This window comes from Ruegeria sp. AP12, from assembly GCF_056540025.1.
This window is the reverse complement of record NZ_JBQFVZ010000006.1, coordinates 48,450-66,148: the sequence shown is the minus strand read 5'-3', so window position 1 is coordinate 66,148 and position 17,699 is coordinate 48,450. Positions and strand designations below refer to the sequence as shown.

Here is a 17,699-nt window from a genome sequence, read left to right as displayed (position 1 = left end):
ATTTCGGCATGAACATCATTTGGTTGGGCCATGGCAGTTTTCGCATCGAAACCGAGGGGCAGGTGCTGTTGGTCGATCCATGGCTGACAGGCAACCCCGTTCTGCCTGAAGACCAGCACGATGCAGCCGTGGACGGCGCGACGCATATCCTGCTGACCCACACCCATTTCGATCATGTGGTGGATGTTCTGCCTTTGGCAAAAAACCTGAACATACCGGTCGTCGGGCAGTACGACCTGATGGGCTATTGGGCCGAGGCCGAGGGGATCGAGACCATCGGTTTCAACAAAGGCGGCACGGTCAATCTGAACGGGGTCAAGGTGACGATGGTGCCTGCCTCGCACAGCTCGACCTTTTCAACGCCCGACGGCTTGCGAACCGGGGGCAGCGAGGTCGGCTTCATGATCGCAGCCGAAGGGCGGATGCTGTATGTCTCGGGCGATACCGACATCATGGCGGATATGGAGTGGATGGGGGATTACTACAAACCCGATATCGGCATCCTGTCTGCGGGCGGGCATTTCACAATGGACATGAAAGCGACCGCCTATGCGGCCAAGCGCTACTTCAATTTCAAGACGGTGATTCCCTGCCATTACAAGACCTTCCCCATCCTCGAACAATCGGCGCAAACGCTGATCGACGGATTGCCCGGAGTGGACGTGATCGAACCCGAAGTGATGCAGCCGATCAAACTGTAGGCCGGGCTTCAGCCCGGCACATCCTTGCGGCGTGCCTCGAAGAAATCCTTCAAAAGTGCCGCCGCCTCGTCAGCAGCGATACCATCATAAACCTCGGGCGCATGATGCGCCTGAGGGTGCGAAAACACCCGCGCACCATGGGAAACACCGCCTGATTTCGGGTCGGATGCGCCATAATACACCCGACGGATACGCGCAGCGGCCAACGCGGCGGCGCACATCGCGCAAGGCTCCAGCGTCACATAGAGATCATGACCCGGCAGACGCTCGGACCCGGCCTCGGCGCAGGCGGCGCGCAAGACCAGTATCTCGGCATGGGCGGTGGGGTCGTTCAGCTCGCGCGTTCGGTTGCCAGCCGCTGCCACGACCCGGCCATCGGGCGCGACGATAACGGCCCCCACCGGAACCTCGCCCCGCTTAGCTGCCGCGCGCGCCTCGGCCAGTGCCTTGTCCATATGCGATTTGAACACCATGCCCCTGACTGCATCAGAAACCTGCCTTTCGCAAGCGGGCCGGATGGGGTAAGGCCGGGGGCATGAGCAATACCTCTATTCCCGGCGACCGGATCGCCAAAGTGCTGGCCCGTGCAGGCGTCGCCTCGCGGCGCGAGGCTGAACGCATGATCGAAGCAGGCCGCGTCAGCGTGAACGGCAAGGTGATCGACAGCCCGGCCCTGAACGTGACCGCCAAAGACAGGATCGCCGTGGACGGCAAACCGGTCTCGGAACCCGAACCCTCGCGCCTGTGGCTCTATCACAAGCCGACCGGGCTGGTGACCACGACCAAGGACGAAAAGGGCCGCGCGACGATTTTCGACGAATTGCCCGAGGATATGCCGCGCGTGATGTCCGTCGGGCGGTTGGACCTGAATTCCGAAGGCTTGCTGCTGCTGACCAATGACGGCGGCATCAAGCGCAAGCTGGAACTGCCCTCGACCGGCTGGTTGCGCAAATACCGCGTGCGGGTCAACGGACGGCCCAAGGAAGAAGATTTCGCCCCCCTGCGCAAAGGGCTTGTGATTGATGGTGAGCGGTTCCAGCCGATGACCGTCTCGTTGGATCGCCAGCAAGGTGCGAATGCCTGGCTGACCATCGGACTGCGCGAAGGCAAGAATCGCGAGATCAGGCGGGCGATGGAAGATATCGGCTTTACCGTGAACCGGTTGCTGCGTGTCTCTTACGGCCCGTTCCAGCTAGGCGATTTGAAACCCGGTCAGGTGGAAGAGGTGCGCCGCCGCGTGATGCGCGATCAGTTGGGCCTGGATGGTGACGCAAAACCCGAAGGCACTGCCAAACGCGCCACGCGGCCGCAAAGAAAACGACCACCGATCGGCAAGAAACCCCGCAAGTGACGCGGGTTTGGCAACCTTCCCCCTAGCGCCAAGCCTGCGCATCCCTTAAATTTTCTGGGAATGCTGCTATTTGGGGGGCGCAATGTCCGGGAGCGGAGTGCAAAAACTGGCCTATGTGGTCCTGCTGGTCCTGATGCTGGGCGTGTGCACCGGCTTGCTGGGGGGACTATGAGCATGGCCAAGCGGTTTGGCGGCAAATACAGCCCTCAGGGTGAGTCTCCTTCCGACGCGCCGCTGCCGCGCGGCCAGTTTGATGGCGCACGGGTCGAACCTGCGGGTGCGCGGGCGAATATTCTGTTCCTGCCTGCGATCCCGTTGGTTTTCCTGTCTCTGAACGACGGCGCGATTGGCATGACCATCGGCCTGGTTGCGGCGGGCCTGCTGACCGCTGCCGCGTTTCTGCTGCGCGAAGGGTTGCGGGCCGAGGCCGCGTATCATTCACGCAAAACCGCCCGCCGCCCGGCCTTTCCACGCAAGATTTTTGCCAGTGTTCTGACCGGTCTTGGCACCGCGCTGGCTGCGTACCGGACCGAGTATCTGGATGCCGAAACCGCCGGACAGGTCAGCCTGCTGGCGCCCGTGCTGTTCGGAGTTGCCGCAGCCGTTTTGCATTCCGTGTCGTTCGGGCTGGACCCGATGAAGGACAAAGGCATGGAAGGCGTCGATACATTCCAGCAGGATCGCGTGGCCCGTGTGGTCGATGATGCTGAAAAACACCTGTCCGAAATGACGGATGCGATCAAACGCGCCGGTGATCGCCGGGTCGAGGCGCGGGTTGAACGGTTTCAGGATACCGCCCGCGATCTGTTCCGCACGGTCGAAGAGGACCCCCGCGATCTGGCCGGGGCGCGCAAATATCTGACCGTATACCTGCAGGGCGCGCGCGATGCGACGGTCAAGTTCGCAGACGTTTACGCCCGCACCCGCGACGGGCAGGCGCTGGCCGATTATTCCGCCTTGCTGGACGATCTTGAACAGAATTTCGCCGCGCGCACGCGCAAGATGCTATTGGATGACCGCAGTGATCTGACGGTCGAAATTGACGTGTTGCGCGACAGGCTGCAACGCGAAGGCGTCCGGTTGGACTGACCGGCTAAAAATTGAGCGAGGAACATCCCCATGTCCGATGAGATCAAGAACAAGGCGGTCGAGGCCGAAACTCTGGTGCAGGAAGTCACCGCCGTGGCGCTGCCCGAACCGATGGCCGAGGTTGTCTCGCTTGAGGAAGCCGACGAACCGGTCAGCGCCGAGATTCGCAAGCGCATGGAAGAGATCGATATGGGCAACACCAACTCGATCGTGTCCTTTGGGTCGTCTGCGCAAGCCGAGTTGCAGGAAATCAGCCAGGCCATGCTGGCCGATGTGCGCAACAAGGATGTAGGCCCCGCTGGCGATAGCCTGCGCAATATTGTGACCACGATCCGGGGCTTCTCGGTCAGTGAACTGGACGTACGGCGCGAGCGGAGCTGGTGGGAAAAGCTGCTGGGCAAGGCCGCGCCTTTTGCCAAGTTCACCGCCCAATATGAAGAGGTTCAGGGCCAGATCGACCGCATCACGGACGATCTGCTGAGCCATGAGCATACGCTGCTGAAAGACATCAAATCGCTCGACCTGCTTTATGAAAAAACGCTGGGGTTCTATGATGAACTGGCGCTTTACATCGCGGCGGGTGAGGAAAAGCTGACCGAGTTGGACAGCCACGATATTCCGGAAAAAGAGGCCGAAGTTCAGGCCGCGCCCGAAGATCAACAGGTTATGAAAGCGCAGGAATTGCGCGACATGCGCGCGGCGCGCGACGACTTGGAACGTCGGGTGCATGATCTGAAACTGACCCGTCAGGTGACGATGCAGTCGCTGCCCTCGATCCGGTTGGTGCAGGAGAATGACAAGTCGCTGGTCACCAAGATCAACTCGACCCTCGTCAACACGGTGCCGCTGTGGGAAACCCAACTGGCGCAGGCCGTCACCATCCAGCGCAGCGCCGAGGCGGCAGCCGCCGTGCGCGACGCCAATGACCTGACCAACGAATTGCTGACCTCGAACGCGGCCAATCTGCGCGAGAGCAACAAGATGATCCGTGAGGAAATGGAACGCGGCGTCTTCGACATCGAGGCTGTCAAACAGGCCAACGCCGACCTGATCGGCACGATCAACGAAAGCCTCGCCATTGCCGACGAAGGCAAGGCCAAGCGCGCCGCCGCCGAGCAGGAGTTGCAGAAGATGGAGACCGAACTGCGCGATACGCTTGCCGCCGCCAAGGCGCGGCGCGACGGGACCGGCGACAATGCAGGAACGGCTATTCCGGGATAAGGTGGACTGGGCGTGCGGCCTTTGAACTCTGTCAAACTGGCCCTTGGGGGTATCGCGCTGCTGGCGCTGGTCGGCTGTGAGGAAGCCCTGACATCCGCCGTCGTGCCTCCGCCGCGCCCCGCAGCGCCGCCGCCTGCGGCCAACGCTTATGTACCGCCCTCAGCCGCCAGTCAGGACCTGGCCCGGTTCTATCAGCGCGTCGAACGCGATCTGCTGACGCGCGGCCTGTTGCGGACAGATGGCGGCGGCCCTGACGCGCCGTATGACGCCGACGATCTGACCCGGAATTTCGAGACGATTGCGTTTTACAGCGAATACCCGAACCACAGCGTCTCACTGGGATCGCGCCAGACCGATGGCCAGCTAAGCCGCTGGGATGGGCCTGTGCGCATCCAGACCGAGTTTGGCCCTTCGGTCCTGCCCGCCACGCGGGAAAAGGATGCAGCGGATGTGCAGTCTTATGCCGCCCGTCTGGCGCGGCTGACCGGGCACCCGGTTTCGACTGTCAGCCGCAAGGCCAATTTTCACGTGTTCTTCGCCGGCAAGGATGATAGCGCCTATGTGGTGTCCCGCCTCAGGCAGTTGATCCCGAATATCAGTCAGGCCTCGCTGGAACTGGTCGCCAATCCGCGCGCGAATTTCGATTGTTTTGTCTTTGCCTCGGCCACCACATCCTCGCCCAACAAATACGTGCGCGCGGTCACTTTGATCCGCGCGGAACTGCCAGATTTGGTGCGGCTAAGCTGTATCCATGAAGAAATTGCGCAAGGCCTTGGCCTGTCCAATGACAGCCCCGCCGCGCGGCCTTCGATCTTCAACGATGATGACGAGTTTGCCCTGCTGACCAGTCATGATGAGAAACTGCTGCAAATGCTCTACGATCCGCGGCTTCAACCCGGGGTATCCGTCGATCAGGCCCGCCCTGTTGTCAGGATCATTGCACGCGAATTGATGGGTCAGCCGCTCTGACCCCAAGGACAGGAGAACCCAGATGGGAATTTTCGATTTTCTGACAGGCGAGTTCATTGATGTCATCCATTGGGTGGACGACACCCGTGACACGATGGTCTGGCGGTTCGAACGTGAAGGGCACGAGATCAAATACGGTGCCAAGCTGACCGTGCGCGAGGGTCAGTCGGCGGTGTTTGTGCATGAAGGGCAGTTGGCGGATGTGTTCACGCCCGGTCTTTATATGCTTGAGACCAACAATATGCCGATCCTGACGACCCTTCAGCATTGGGATCACGGCTTTCAATCGCCATTCAAATCCGAAGTGTATTTCGTCAACACCACCCGGTTCAACGACCTGAAATGGGGCACGAAGAACCCGATCATGCTGCGCGATCCGGAATTTGGCCCAACGCGCATCCGGGCCTATGGCACCTATACCGTGCGGGTGAAGGACCCGGCCAAGTTTCTGGTCGAGATCGTCGGCACCGATGGTGAATTCACCATGGACGAGATCAGCTTTCAGATCCGCAACATCATCGTGCAGGAATTCAGCCGCGTGATCGCGGGATCCGGCATCCCGGTTCTGGACATGGCCGCCAACACCGCCGATCTGGGCAAGCTGATCGCAGCTGAGGTGTCTCCGGTACTGGACAGCTATGGGCTGGACATGCCTGAGTTCTACATCGAGAACATCTCGCTGCCGCCAGCGGTTGAAGCCGCTTTGGACAAGCGCACCTCGATGGGGCTGGCGGGGGATCTGGGCAAGTTCACCCAATATTCGGCAGCCGAGGCGATGACAGCGGCGGCGAACAACCCCGGTCAGGGTGGCGGCATGGGTGCCGGTCTGGGCATGGGAATGGGAATGGCCATGGCGCAGCAGATGGCGAACATGGCAGCGGGTCAGCCGCGCGGCCCGTGGGGATCGCCCGCCCCCGCTGCCCCACAACCGGCAGCACATGCGGCGCCGCCGCCCCCACCTCCCGTTGAACATGTCTGGCACATCGCGGTGGACGGACAGACCAGCGGTCCGTTTTCAAAGGCCAAAATGGGACGCATGGCCAGCGAAGGGCAGTTGACCCGCGAAACCCATGTCTGGACTGCCGGTCAGGACGGCTGGAAGAAAGCGGGCGAGGTGCAGGAACTGGCGCAGCTGTTTACCATTCTGCCGCCCCCACCGCCGGGTGCGTGACCAGAACGGGCGGACGAGTCAAATGTGCAAGGCTCTGACATGAACGAAGAACACCGCTTTCCCTGCGAACAATGCGGCGCGGATTATCGGTTCAATCCCGGTGATGGCACGCTGACCTGTGACCATTGCGGGCATGCCCAGCCCATCGGCGCGGGCCCTTGGGGCGGTGCGAAACTGCGCGAGCTGGACTTTGACGCCGCCATTGCCGATCGCCTGCCCGACAGCGAGATCGAAGAAACGCGGGTTCTGTCCTGCCCCAACTGCGCCGCTCAGGTCGAGTTCGACCCTAACACCCACGCCGCCGAATGCCCGTTCTGTGCCACCCCCGTGGTGACGGATACCGGCGTGAACCGTCATATCAAGCCCAAGGGTGTTCTGCCGTTTGCGCTGGACGAACGGACCGCCCACACCGCCATGAACGATTGGCTGGGTCGGTTGTGGTTCGCCCCCAACGGGTTGCAGGACTATGCGCGCAAGGGCCGTAAGATGCAGGGAATCTATGTCCCTTACTGGACGTTCGACGCCGACACCAAATCCAGCTATCGCGGCGAGCGTGGGGTGGTCTATTACGAAACCCGAACCGTGATGCGTGACGGGAAGCGCGTGCAGCAGCAGGTTCCCAAGGTGCGCTGGACCCCCAAATCCGGTCGGGTCGCACGGTGTTTTGACGATGTGCTGGTGCTGGCCTCGCGGTCCCTGCCCAAGGCGTATACGGACGCGCTGGAGCCGTGGGATCTGCCTGCGCTGGAACCTTATCAGCCGCAATATCTGGCCGGGTTCCGGGCCGAGGCCTACACGGTGGACCTGCAAGACGGGTACGCCGAAGCGCGTCAGCACATGGCACGTGTGATCGAACGGGATGTGCGGTTTGATATCGGCGGCGACCGTCAGCGCATTCATTCGGTCGAAACCGACGTGGGCGATGTCACGTTCAAGCACATTCTGCTGCCCGTCTGGATGGCGGCCTATAAATACCGGGGCGAGACCTATCGCTTTGTCGTCAATGGGCGCACCGGGCGCGTTCAGGGCGAACGCCCCTGGTCGGCGATCAAGATCACGATTGCCGTGGTTCTGGGCCTGCTGGTGGCAGCTGTTGCTGGCTACCTGATGGCGACCGGTCAGCAGTAACGGCGCAAAACCAGCCCCTTGCACATCCTGATGGCGGCGGTCATCTTCGGCGCGATTGCCGGGAAGGAGAAGATCGCCGTGACACTATCCGCGTTGAACACATTGTTGACGGATCGATATTCGTGCCGGGCATTTCGCCCGGACCCGGTGCCACAACAGGATATCGAGCAAATCGTTGCCAGTGCCTCACAAGTGCCCAGCTGGTGCAATGCGCAGCCCTGGCAGTTGGTGATCACAAGCGGAGAGGAAACGGACCGGTTCCGCCGCGCGCTGCGCGATGAAGTCGAAACCGGAACGCCTGCTCCGGACCTTGCTTTCCCCAGTTCTTATTCCGGCGTCTATCAGGATCGACGGCGCGCCTGCGGCTGGGCGTTGTACGCAGCCGTTGGCGTCGAACATGGCGACCGGGCGGGATCGGCGCGCCAGATGATGGAAAACTATGCCCTGTTCGGTGCCCCCCATTGCGCGATCCTGTCCAGCCCGGCCGAACTTGGGCCTTATGGCGCAATGGACAGCGGCGGGTTCGTCACCGCGTTCACGCTGGCCGCGCAGGCGCTTGGGGTTGCAAGCATCCCGCAAGCGGCAGTCGCAGCCTACAGCCCCTTCCTGCACAAGTATTTCGATATTCCTGATGATCGGTTGATCCTGTGCGCGATCTCGTTCGGCTATGCCGATGCCGATCACCCGGCGAACAGTTTTCGCACCGACCGGGCCGCATTGGGTGACATTGTCGACTGGCGCGGCTAAACCGGCAGGTAAAAATACCGAAGGGGAGAGCTTTGCGCGCAGTCATACAACGTATCTCACATGCCAGGGTCTCGGTGGATGGGTCTGTTATCGGGCAGTCCGGCCCCGGCCTGATGATCCTTGTCTGCGCCGTGCAGGGAGATGACGAAGGTCAGGCCGCGAAACTGGCCGCAAAGATAGCCCGGCTGCGTATCTTCAAGGATGAAGCGGGCAAGATGAACCGCTCGGTGGTCGATAGTGGCGGATCGGCCCTGGTGGTCAGTCAATTCACGCTGGCGGCTGATACCACAAGCGGCAACCGCCCCGGCTTTTCCACGGCGGCCCCGCCGGATGTCGGGGAACGCTTGTATGAAGCCTTTGCCAAAGACCTCGCCGCGCATGGTATCCCGGTGGAAACGGGGCAATTCGGGGCGGATATGGCAGTTGAACTGGTCAATGACGGGCCGGTGACGATCTGGATGGAAAACTGATGACGCGTACCGAACAAGCAATCGAATACTGGCGGGCTGGTGTGGCGGCGGTTGATGGGTACACGGCGACAAAAGCGGCTCTGCCCGGTGTTCCCCGACCCGACCGCATCCTGGCTGTGGGCAAACCCGCCGCCGCCATGGCGCGGGCAGCCTTGGATCAGTTCGGGGATGTTCCAACCCTTGTGGTAACCAAGGACGATCACGGGCGCGATCTGCCGGATGGGGTTGAGGTGATCGAGGCCTCTCATCCCGTGCCCGATCAACGCAGCCTGAACGGGGGCCGCGCCCTGCGGGAAGCGGTGGAGCAGATGGCAGCGCGATCGCATCTGTTGCTTCTGGTGTCAGGCGGCGCCTCCTCGCTGGCCGAGGATCTTGTGCCCGGTAAATCCTTGCAGGACCTTGCGGCCCTGAACCGTCAGTTGTTGGCCGAAGGGCTGGACATCACCGCTATGAATGCCGAACGGCGCAAACTGTCGCGAGTCAAATGCGGTGGGCTGTTGTCGCATTTCAAGGGCGGCAAGGCCACGGTATTGGCGATCTCGGACGTGCCGGGGGACGATCTGAACGTCATCGGATCCGGTATCGGCTCGCTGCCCCAGACATATGACTTTGATGCCAGCACCCGGATCATCGCGTCCAATGCACATGCCCGCGACGCCGCAGCCAAGGGCGCGCAGGCAGCCGGTCTGCAAGTTCATGCCAATGAAGAAGCGCTTCACGATGACTATCTGGCGGTTGCGACCTATGTCGGGCAGAGCCTGCGGGATATGGGACCCGGCGCAATGGTCTTTGGTGGCGAGCCGACGGTTGTTCTGCCGGACTCTCCGGGTCGTGGCGGGCGCAATCAGGCCCTTGCGCTTGCGCTGGCAAAAGAGATCTCGGGCCTCGAAGATCTGGTGGTTGTCGTGGGCGGAACGGACGGAACCGATGGCCCGACGAACGCCGCCGGGGGTGTCATCACAGGTGCAACCTGGGCAGAGGGGGCCGCGCAGGCGCTGAATGCCGCAGACAGCGGCACATTCCTTGAACAGGCGGACGCTTTGCTGGTGACCGGGCCGACAGGTACCAATGTGATGGACCTGATTGTCGCAATCCGAGGCTGAACTGACGCTTTGTATGCTACCTTTCGGGATCAGCCCGTCACTTTTGTTTCATGAACTACGGATAGCACCGCCGAAACGAAACTCTGCCAGCCCGCGGTCAGGAAATATGATTGCGTCTGACATCAATGCACGCGGAACAATAAAACTTGCCCGGTCGCCGGAAATACGCCAACGTTGACTCATGCGTCAATAATAAGCCCCTCAGGGGCACACATCACTCAACAGGGAGATACACTAAATGAACGAACAACTCACGCACATGGCCAGCCAGGTCACTGCGGGCAAACTCACGCGCCGCGAATTCATGGGGAAAGCTGCGGCCTTGGGTGTGTCGGCGGCAATGGCCAGCACAATGTTCGCGGATGCTGCACGGGCGGCAGGCCCGAAAAAAGGCGGCGATCTGAAACTGGGTCTTCAGGGCGGCGAGTCCACCAACTCGCTGGACCCGGCAACCTATGCAAGCTCGGTTCCGTACATGAACGGGCGTCACTTTGGGGACACGCTGGTCGAAGTTGCACCCGACGGCACGATCGAGTCACGTCTGGCCGAAAGCGTCGAAGGCAGCGCGGATGCCAAGGTCTGGACATTCAAGCTGCGTCAGGGGGTCGAGTTTCATAACGGCAAGACCATGACCAGCGAAGATGTACTGAAGACCATGGAACGCCATTCGAACGAAGATTCGAAATCCGGTGCCCTAGGCATCATGAAGGGCATCGAATCTATGAAGGCCGATGGCGACAACTTTCAGGTTACTCTGACCGAAGCAAACGCCGACCTTCCCTATCTGTTGTCGGACTATCACCTTGTGATTCAGCCCGATGGAGGCATGGACAACCCAGCCGCCGGTATCGGCACAGGTCCATACCAGGTTGAAGTCGACGAACCCGGCGTGCGCCACCTGTTCACCAAGTTTGCCAACTACTGGAATGACGACGCCCATTTTGACAGCGTCGAAAACGTTGTGATCAATGATGCGACTGCACGGACTGCTGCGCTTCAGGGTGGACAGGTTCAGCTTGCAAACCGGATCGAGCCGAAGGTTGCCGACTTGCTGGGCCGCGCGCCAAACATCACGGTCCAGTCGACACCGGGCCGCGGTCATTATGTGTTCATCATGCACTGCGACACGGCCCCGTTTGACAGCAACGAGTTGCGCACCGCGCTGAAATACGCGATCAACCGTGAAGAACTGGTCGACAAGGTTCTGCGTGGCTATGGCTCTGTCGGGAACGACATGCCGGTCAATGCGGCGTATCCTTTGTTCGATGAAACAATCGCCCAGCGCGAGTTCAGCGTCGAGAAAGCGGCAGAGCACTATAAGAAGTCCGGCCATGACGGCTCACCCATTGTTCTGCGCGTTGCGGATGGGGCCTTCCCCGGTGCCGTGGACGCCGCATCGCTGTTCCAGCAAACCGCTGCACAGGCCGGTATCCCGCTTGAGATCAAGCGTGAACCCAATGACGGCTACTGGTCCGAGGTCTGGAACGTGCAGCCCTTCTGCGCCTCGTACTGGGGTGGTCGTCCGGTTCAGGACCAGATGTATGCCACCGCCTATCTGTCGACCGCAGACTGGAACGACACGCGATTCAAGGTACAGGCGTTCGACGATCTGCTGTTTGCCGCACGGGCCGAGCTGGACGCTGACAAGCGCAAGGGCCTGTACAGCCAGATGGGTATGATGGTGCGTGACGAAGGCGGATTGATCTGCCCGATGTTCAACAACTTTGTCGATGCCTCCAGCAATACGCTGGATGGATGGGAAACCGACCCGAACGGCGAGCTGATGAACGGTCAGGTTTCGCGCAAATTGTGGTTCGCATAATACGGACCCCGGATAATGCATCCCATCATCAAACTGGTTTCCCAGCGCCTTGCGCTGGGACTCCTGCTTCTCTTCGGTGCATCGGCTCTGATCTTCGGCCTCACTGAAGCCCTTCCCGGGGACGCTGCGCAAGCGGTTCTCGGCCAATCCGCAACCCCCGAGGCGCTGGCGAACCTGCGCGAGGAAATGGGCCTAAACCGTCCGGCCCTGACCCGTTATTTCGAATGGCTGGGTGGCATCGTACAAGGTGACCTGGGCCAATCCCTGACAAACAAGCTTGATATTGCCGAATCCGTCGGCAGCCGGTTGAGCAACACTCTGTTCCTGGCGTTCTGGGCCGCGATTATCTCGGTGCCGCTTGCCATTTTCCTGGGCCTTCTGGCTGTTCGTTACCGGAACCGCTGGCCCGACAAGATGATTTCGGCCGTCACCCTGACGACGATTTCGATCCCCGAGTTCCTGATCGGCTATGTGCTGGTCTATTTCGTGGCCGTGAAACTGGGTATGTTCTCGCCGCTGGCAATGATCAACGACAGCATGTCCCTTGGGCAAAAGCTGAACTCGATCGCGTTGCCGGTCATCGTTCTGACCCTGGTGGTGCTGGCGCATATGATGCGCATGACCCGCGCCGCCATCCTGAACGTGATGCAGTCGGCCTATGTGGAAACCGCCGAACTGAAAGGCCTGAGCAACTTTCAGGTCATCTACCGTCACGCCTTCCCCAACGCCGTTGCGCCGATTGTGAACGTGGTGATGCTGAATCTGGCCTATCTGGTCGTTGGCGTCGTCGTGGTCGAGGTGGTGTTCGTCTATCCCGGCATGGGCCAGTATCTGGTGGACCATGTGACCAAACGTGACGTGCCCGTTGTTCTGGCCTGTGGGGTGATCTTTGCGGCCATCTATATCGGACTGAACATGATTGCAGACATCGTTGCCATTCTGGCCAACCCAAGGCTGAGGCATCCGAAATGAAGAACATCCCTATCTCTGCAATGATCGGGCTGGGTTTCACAGTACTGTATTTTATCATCGCCCTGTTCGCGCCCCTGCTGGCACCCTACGGCATGGCCGAAGTGGTCGGCGACGTGTGGGAGCCGTCCAGCAAAGAATTCTGGCTGGGCACCGACAACATTGGCCGCGATCTTCTCAGCCGTATGATCTATGGCGGGCGCACGACGATCTTTATCGCCACGGCGGCAACGATCCTAAGCTTTGTGACCGGCTCGGTTCTGGGCTTTCTGGCCGCTGTGCTGGGGGGCTGGGCCGATCAGGTCATGTCGCGGACCGTTGACCTGATCATGTCGATCCCGTCGCTGATCTTCGCGCTGGTGGTTCTGGCCATGGTGCCGGTCACCATTCCGGTTCTGATCATCGTCATGGGCCTGCTGGATGCGACCCGCGTCTATCGTCTGGCACGCGCCGTCGCGGTGGACATCGCCGTCATGGATTATGTCGAGGCCGCCCGCCTGCGAGGTGAAGGCCAGGTCTGGGTCATCTTCCGGGAGATCCTGCCCAACGCCCTGTCTCCGCTGGTGGCTGAACTGGGCCTGCGTTTCATCTTCATGGTTCTGTTTGTCTCGACCCTGTCCTTCCTGGGACTGGGCGTCCAGCCGCCGCTGGCGGATTGGGGCGGCATCGTTAAGGAAAACAAGGACGGCATCGTCTATGGCATCGGCGCGGCGCTTTATCCCGCTGTCGCTATCGCGACGCTGGCAATCTCGGTCAACCTTGTGGCTGACTGGGTCCTGAACCGCACCACATCGCTGAAAGGAGGCCGGGGATGAGTGAACCGCTTCTCAAAGTCCGCGGGCTGAAGATTGGCGCGACGGTGTACCCGCCGGGCGAAAAGCCTCATGATATCGAAATCGTGCACGGGGTCGATTTCGACCTCGAACGCGGCAAGGTGCTGGGGTTGATCGGCGAATCCGGGGCCGGCAAATCCACCATCGGTCTTGCCTCGATGGCCTATGGCCGGGGTGGCGTGAAGATCACCGGCGGTGAGGTCTGGGTCAACGGACGTGACATTCTGAAAACGTCCCATGGCGATATTCGCAAACTGCGCGGGGGTGAGGTCACTTATGTGTCCCAATCCGCCGCCGCGTCCTTCAATCCGGCCAAAAAGATCATGGATCAGGTGGTTGAAGCAGCGGTCGAGCAGAAGAAATTCAGCCGCAAAGTTGCCGAAGGCCGGGCGCGTGAACTGTTCGCCAAGCTGGGCCTGCCCGATCCGGACAATATCGGGGATCGGTATCCGCACCAGGTCTCGGGCGGTCAGCTACAGCGTTGCATGACCGCGCTGGCGCTGTGCCCCGAGCCTGATCTGGTGGTGTTCGACGAACCCACCACCGCGCTGGACGTGACCACCCAGATCGACGTTCTGATGGCCATCAAGGAAGCCATTGCCGATACCGGCGTTGCCGCGCTGTATATCACGCACGATCTGGCGGTCGTGGCGCAGGTCAGCGATGACATCATGGTTTTGCGGATGGGCAATACGGTCGAATACGGCGACACCGACCAGATCATCAACAACCCGAAGGAAGAGTACACGCAGGCTCTGGTCTCGGTCCGTTCGATTGAGCATGAAGAGAAACAGCCCACGCCGGATCCGGTGCTGACCGTCGACGGCATCACCGCGCGCTACAAGGGGCTGAATTTCGACGTGCTGCACAACGTCAACGTCGAGCTTCATCCGGGGCAGACGCTGGCGGTTGTGGGCGAATCCGGTTCGGGCAAGTCCACACTGGCGCGGGTGATCACCGGCCTGCTGCCGCCACGCGATGGCGAGATCACCTTTGCCGGTCGCAAGCTTTCGTCCGACCTCAAGGGCCGCACCCGCGAGGATCTGCGCGAGTTGCAGATGATCTATCAGATGGCCGACGTGGCGATGAACCCGCGTCAGACCGTTGGCACGATCATTGGCCGCCCGCTGGAGTTCTACTTTGGCATGCGTGGCGCGGAAAAGCGCAAACGGATCATCGAGTTGCTGGACGAGATCGAACTGGGCGAAAAGTTCATCGACCGCTATCCGGCAGAACTATCCGGTGGTCAGAAACAGCGTGTCTGTATTGCGCGGTCGCTGGCGGCCAAACCGAAGATGATCATCTGTGATGAGGTCACCTCGGCGCTGGATCCGCTGGTGGCGGATGGCATTCTGAAACTGCTGCTCGACCTGCAGAAGATCGAGAATGTGGCCTATCTGTTCATCACCCACGATCTGGCAACGGTCCGCGCGATCAGCGACAGCATTGCGGTGATGTATCAGGGGCGCGTGGTCCGCTATGGCCCGAAATCACAGGTGCTGAGCCCGCCGTTCGACGACTATACCGACCTGCTGCTCAGCTCGGTGCCCGAGATGCATCTGGGCTGGTTGGAAGAGGTTGTCGCCCATCGCAAGATGGAAAGCGCCGGGAACTGATCCGGGGCTTCAAAAAGAAACCGGCGGGTCGTTGGCCCGCCGGTTTTCCTTTGGGCTATGCCTTCTGGCCATAGCGTTGATGGTGTCTGGTCAGAACCTGCCTCAGTTCATCCCGGTAACGCATCCCCTGCAAGGTTTGGCGCAACCCGCCTTCGGCATCGAACAGCAACAGGGTCACATGGGGCACGCCGTATTGATTTGCGAATCTGGCCCCGTCCTGCTGGCTGATATCCGCGACCAGATAGATCAGATCGCATTCCCCGAACTGCTTCATCGCCTTGCGGGTTTCGCGCTGTAGCGCGGTACAGGTCGAACATTGCGGGTCGTGCACCTGCACCACGACCGGTTTGCCTTGCCCGACCCGCGTCAGGTCATGCTCGGCCTGCATTGCCCGGACGGATCGTATCGTGAAAAACCCACCGCCGCCCACAACTGCCGCAGCGATTGCACCATTGCGCACCAGCCTCAGAACATCGCGACGCGACGCGCCCTGTGCCGCAGCGGTTTTCGCCTTCTCGATCTGCGCCTTTTTTCGTTTTGAGACCTTAGCCATGGTTCGACCCGAGTGTTTTCGCCTGGTCAGAAGCATATGCGTTCGCGCGGTCAGGCGACCTCACAATCGCGGCATCGGCTTCAACGCGCCTTCGACCGGCAACATGTCGTTTTTCGCATTGCCCGGCACGGCCCGGCGCGTCAAACAGGCATCAACAGTAGCAAAGGACGCCTGACATGGACCGCAAACTCCTTCTCATCATTCTGGACGGTGTTCCCTGGCGCAACTTCCGTCGCCTGTTCGGCAATCTGGAAGGCTGGGTCGACAGTGGCGAGGCAAAGGTCTGGAAACTGCGCGCCGTGCTGCCTTCGACCTCGGCCAGTTGCTATGCCTCGATCCATACCGGTGTGACGCCGCAGGAACATGGCTGTACCGGCAACGGCAACGTCTTCCGCCTGAGCCATAAGGACGTGTTCAGTCAGGTCCGCGAAGCTGGTGGCGTGACCGGAGCCGTGACCCACAGCTATTGGTCGCAATTCTTCAACCGCCACCCGTTCGATTACGTCCGCGATGTTGAATATGACGAGCCGGACAGCATGACCATCAACCACGGTCGGTTCCACACCATGACCGGCTACGGCAGCGCCAATCAGATGACCCCGTCGGATGTCGATCTGTATGCGACCCTGACCAACCTGTGCCTGCGCTTTGGGTTGGATTACGGCATTCTGCACACCTGCACGCTGGACAGTATGGGCCACCGCTTCTTCCATGATTGCGAGGAAATGGACCACGCCTGCTTTGTCGCGGATGAAATGCTTGCCCCCTTCATCCCGCGTTGGCGGCAATTGGGCTATGACGTCATCGTAACCGCCGATCATGGTCAGGATGAACGCGGCCACCACGGCGGGCGTGGGCCATTGCAGCAGGAAACTGCGCTGTATTATTTCGGGGATGCAACCGGGCCCGACGCGGACGCGGTAATTGAACAGGTGCAACTGGCGCCCACGATCCTGAACCGTATGGGCGCCCCAATTGCGGACACCATGAAGGGGAAACCGTTCCTGACGTGATCTTGGGCTTTAGTCGTAAGACCAGATGCCCTGACCCAAAGCCTCGATCGCGACAGAGATGCGCTCAAAACTGTCCGCCGCGCGTTTGACCGAGGTTCGGGCGCGCAGGTATCCGTGGACCAGGCCCGCCTCGTTGATCCAGTGCGCCTGCCCGCCGGCGGCAGAGATACGTTCGCAATAGGTCGAGCCATCATCACGCAGCGGGTCGCAATCCGCGGTGACAACAACGGTCGGTGGCAGGCCCGAGAAATCGCTGTCGTGAAGCGGCGCGTAGGTCGGATCGTCGTGCGGGGCGGGGCCGCCACAGCGGACATTCTCGTAAAACAGAATCTCGTCGCGGGTCAAAAGCGGCGCGTGGGCGTGTTCGACATACGAACCCTTCGAGTTGTCGCCGCCCAGACCCGGATAGATCAGGACCTGGCCGAGTATTTCCGCCCCCTGCCCCCGAAGCTGATGGGCGACCGCAGCGGCCAGATTGCCGCCTGCACTGTCACCGGCCAGAACCATAGGGTCACCGAATTCCGACACGACCCAGTTCACCGCAGTCAGGCAATCCTGAAACTGCGCCGGGTGCACATGTTCGGGGCAAAGCCGATAATCCACCGCCACGATTCGATACCCTGTCTGTGCGCAGATCTCGGCGCAGACGTCGTCATGACTGTCCAGCCCGCCAACAACAAATCCGCCGCCGTGGAAATAGACCACAGTCCGGGTGGGATCTCCGGCCGTATAAATGCGAACAGGCACGCCATCGGCGCGCCTGTCCTGTGTTTCAACACCCTTTGGGCGGGGCTGGCGAAAGTCCTGACACATCGTGTCATAAACCCGGCGCTGATCCTCAATCGACAGATCAACCGCGTCGTCAGGATAGCTTTCCGCCGTGCGTCTTATGAACGCCCAAGTTTCCTCATCAATCAGACGTTCATAATCCATGTTCCCTCCC

At 60.7% G+C, this 17,699-nt stretch carries 18 protein-coding genes; 15 read left to right on the top strand and 3 right to left on the bottom strand.

The window, feature by feature from the left end; all coding sequences use genetic code 11:
* Positions 1-8 precede the first annotated feature (8 nt).
* Positions 9-701, top strand: coding sequence for a metal-dependent hydrolase (locus tag ACR0E6_RS15870; RefSeq protein WP_480585067.1), 693 nt, complete (start codon positions 9-11; stop codon positions 699-701).
* Between the two features lie 8 nt (positions 702-709).
* On the opposite strand, the gene ACR0E6_RS15865 is transcribed toward ACR0E6_RS15870, so the two are convergent.
* Complete coding sequence (locus tag ACR0E6_RS15865) at positions 710-1,174, bottom strand: nucleoside deaminase (protein ID WP_480585065.1); 465 nt, start codon at positions 1,172-1,174, stop codon at positions 710-712.
* Between the two features lie 62 nt (positions 1,175-1,236).
* On the opposite strand from ACR0E6_RS15865, the gene ACR0E6_RS15860 reads away from it, so the two are divergent.
* The 13 genes from ACR0E6_RS15860 (at position 1,237) to ACR0E6_RS15800 (ending at position 15,190) form a co-directional block, all read left to right on the top strand.
* Positions 1,237-2,052, top strand: a complete 816-nt coding sequence (locus tag ACR0E6_RS15860) for a pseudouridine synthase (RefSeq protein WP_480585062.1) — start codon at positions 1,237-1,239, stop codon at positions 2,050-2,052.
* 174 nt (positions 2,053-2,226) lie between these two features.
* Entirely contained in the window at positions 2,227-3,141 is a 915-nt protein-coding gene (locus ACR0E6_RS15855; RefSeq protein WP_170519899.1) for a 5-bromo-4-chloroindolyl phosphate hydrolysis family protein, read from the top strand.
* A 30-nt stretch (positions 3,142-3,171) separates the two neighbouring features.
* Positions 3,172-4,362 carry a toxic anion resistance protein gene (locus ACR0E6_RS15850; protein WP_480585059.1) on the top strand — a complete coding sequence of 397 codons (1,191 nt, stop codon included), beginning with the start codon at positions 3,172-3,174 and terminating at the stop codon, positions 4,360-4,362.
* Positions 4,363-4,374: 12 nt separating this feature from the next.
* Positions 4,375-5,331: a DUF2927 domain-containing protein gene (locus tag ACR0E6_RS15845; protein WP_170454988.1), complete on the top strand. Its 957-nt coding sequence runs from the start codon at positions 4,375-4,377 to the stop codon at positions 5,329-5,331.
* A 22-nt stretch (positions 5,332-5,353) separates the two neighbouring features.
* Positions 5,354-6,502 carry an SPFH domain-containing protein gene (locus ACR0E6_RS15840; RefSeq protein ID WP_170634070.1) on the top strand — a complete coding sequence of 383 codons (1,149 nt, stop codon included), beginning with the start codon at positions 5,354-5,356 and terminating at the stop codon, positions 6,500-6,502.
* Positions 6,503-6,541: 39 nt separating this feature from the next.
* Positions 6,542-7,630, top strand: coding sequence for a TFIIB-type zinc finger domain-containing protein (locus ACR0E6_RS15835; protein WP_480585056.1), 1,089 nt, complete (start codon positions 6,542-6,544; stop codon positions 7,628-7,630).
* 30 nt (positions 7,631-7,660) lie between these two features.
* A complete protein-coding gene (locus tag ACR0E6_RS15830) occupies positions 7,661-8,377 on the top strand; it encodes a nitroreductase (protein WP_480585053.1) in 717 nt (238 codons plus the stop codon).
* A 32-nt stretch (positions 8,378-8,409) separates the two neighbouring features.
* Positions 8,410-8,847 carry a D-aminoacyl-tRNA deacylase gene (gene dtd, locus ACR0E6_RS15825; protein WP_170519891.1) on the top strand — a complete coding sequence of 146 codons (438 nt, stop codon included), beginning with the start codon at positions 8,410-8,412 and terminating at the stop codon, positions 8,845-8,847.
* Positions 8,847-9,950 carry a glycerate kinase type-2 family protein gene (locus ACR0E6_RS15820; protein ID WP_480585050.1) on the top strand — a complete coding sequence of 368 codons (1,104 nt, stop codon included), beginning with the start codon at positions 8,847-8,849 and terminating at the stop codon, positions 9,948-9,950. Before dtd ends, ACR0E6_RS15820 begins: the two co-directional genes overlap by 1 nt.
* Positions 9,951-10,188: 238 nt before the next feature.
* The gene (locus ACR0E6_RS15815; protein WP_170455000.1) at positions 10,189-11,772 is read left to right on the top strand and encodes an ABC transporter substrate-binding protein; all 1,584 of its coding nucleotides are present in this window, start codon (positions 10,189-10,191) and stop codon (positions 11,770-11,772) included.
* A 15-nt stretch (positions 11,773-11,787) separates the two neighbouring features.
* Complete coding sequence (locus tag ACR0E6_RS15810; protein ID WP_170519884.1) at positions 11,788-12,744, top strand: ABC transporter permease; 957 nt, start codon at positions 11,788-11,790, stop codon at positions 12,742-12,744.
* Positions 12,741-13,556, top strand: coding sequence for an ABC transporter permease (locus ACR0E6_RS15805; protein WP_170455004.1), 816 nt, complete (start codon positions 12,741-12,743; stop codon positions 13,554-13,556). Before ACR0E6_RS15810 ends, ACR0E6_RS15805 begins: the two co-directional genes overlap by 4 nt.
* Positions 13,553-15,190, top strand: a complete 1,638-nt coding sequence (locus tag ACR0E6_RS15800) for an ABC transporter ATP-binding protein (protein WP_170624420.1) — start codon at positions 13,553-13,555, stop codon at positions 15,188-15,190. The genes ACR0E6_RS15805 and ACR0E6_RS15800 overlap by 4 nt, the downstream gene beginning before the upstream one ends.
* A gap of 55 nt (positions 15,191-15,245) precedes the next feature.
* Here ACR0E6_RS15800 and ACR0E6_RS15795 read toward each other — a convergent pair whose 3' ends face one another.
* Positions 15,246-15,743 (bottom strand): TlpA family protein disulfide reductase, encoded by a 498-nt coding sequence (locus ACR0E6_RS15795; RefSeq protein WP_480585047.1) that lies wholly within the window; start codon positions 15,741-15,743, stop codon positions 15,246-15,248.
* A 176-nt stretch (positions 15,744-15,919) separates the two neighbouring features.
* On the opposite strand from ACR0E6_RS15795, the gene ACR0E6_RS15790 reads away from it, so the two are divergent.
* Complete coding sequence (locus ACR0E6_RS15790; protein WP_170455009.1) at positions 15,920-16,756, top strand: alkaline phosphatase family protein; 837 nt, start codon at positions 15,920-15,922, stop codon at positions 16,754-16,756.
* Between the two features lie 9 nt (positions 16,757-16,765).
* Here ACR0E6_RS15790 and ACR0E6_RS15785 read toward each other — a convergent pair whose 3' ends face one another.
* Positions 16,766-17,689 carry an alpha/beta hydrolase gene (locus tag ACR0E6_RS15785; RefSeq protein ID WP_170624424.1) on the bottom strand — a complete coding sequence of 308 codons (924 nt, stop codon included), beginning with the start codon at positions 17,687-17,689 and terminating at the stop codon, positions 16,766-16,768.
* Positions 17,690-17,699 lie beyond the last annotated feature (10 nt).